The sequence below is a fragment of the Kroppenstedtia guangzhouensis genome (assembly GCF_014637345.1).
In the GTDB taxonomy this organism is placed as follows: Bacteria; Bacillota; Bacilli; order Thermoactinomycetales; family DSM-45169; genus Kroppenstedtia; species Kroppenstedtia guangzhouensis.
Map to the genome: position 1 here is coordinate 1 of NZ_BMEX01000069.1, position 965 is coordinate 965.

Here is a 965-nt window from a genome sequence, read left to right on the forward strand (position 1 = left end):
ATGCGGATCGATCCGGTGGGGAGATGGTTGCTATTGCAGAACGGAGAGGACAAGGAACTCATCCCCTTCTCCAAGATCATCGGGGCAGAGGAGTTATAAAGAGCGAGCGAGAAAACCCAGCCCTTAGGGGTTGGTTTTTCTCGCTCGCTCTTTATAAAGGGCACGCGTCTCCCTCTCCCAATAAAAAACCCCGCCTCGTGGCGGGTGATGCCGTTTCGGTGGTCATTTCTATTCTATGCTCATCAGCTTGCCGGTAGACTCTCACAGGGGATGCCGTCCCCATCCGGATCAAGTCGGTGAGGATCTCCGGGTAATAGATATTTCTTCGCTTCCTCCTGTGTTTTGAAGTCGGAGCAGTTCTTATCTTCAAAGGTTTCCTCTTCCGTCCCCTCAGATTGCTCACCCTCTACCGGTTCCGCTTCCTTGGGTGCTTTTCCTTTGGATTTCACCACGAATTTCACCCGTGTTCCGTCTGGATACTTCTCCACCTCATGACTGATCCAGCTTCCTGCGCCTCGGTTGTCTGAGGGATCTATATATGCGATGTGTGCTCCCTTTCCTCCCTCCGCACAGAAGGCCATCGGCCACTCGTCCCGATCATAGCCCTCTTTGGTAGGGATTCCTTTCAGCGACTCCTCCCGGTTCTCTTCCGCCCCATCCCGGTCAAGGGTGCAGATTTCGGAATGTCCTTTCTTGATGGCATCTTGGATATGTGCGGCTGTCTCCGGGTATCGATCGGCGGGAAACTCCAAAATGACATCATATGCTTTGTGATCGCTGACCGGAGATGAGATAGGGGTATCTGCTACAGGGGCACAGCCGGCGAGAACAAGAAAACCGGCCAGGATGACCGGTAGCCATTTTTTTAACATGGAATCTCTCCTTTACCCGGATCAATTCAACCGATACCTCATTTTAACGGCCTCCAAGGCGACACGATCCCACGGGTCTCCCAACCGTCCGAA

General features: G+C 53.1%; 1 protein-coding gene and 1 pseudogene. Both read right to left on the bottom strand.

Features of this window, described 5'->3' with window-relative positions; all coding sequences use genetic code 11:
* Positions 1-242 precede the first annotated feature (242 nt).
* Positions 243-461 carry an excalibur calcium-binding domain-containing protein gene (locus IEV46_RS18285; RefSeq protein ID WP_229736217.1) on the bottom strand — a complete coding sequence of 73 codons (219 nt, stop codon included), beginning with the start codon at positions 459-461 and terminating at the stop codon, positions 243-245.
* Positions 444-872: pseudogene (locus tag IEV46_RS17820) on the bottom strand (NucA/NucB deoxyribonuclease domain-containing protein); the annotation flags it as partial. The pseudogene IEV46_RS17820 and the gene IEV46_RS18285, both read right to left, overlap by 18 nt.
* Positions 873-965: the final 93 nt, after the last annotated feature.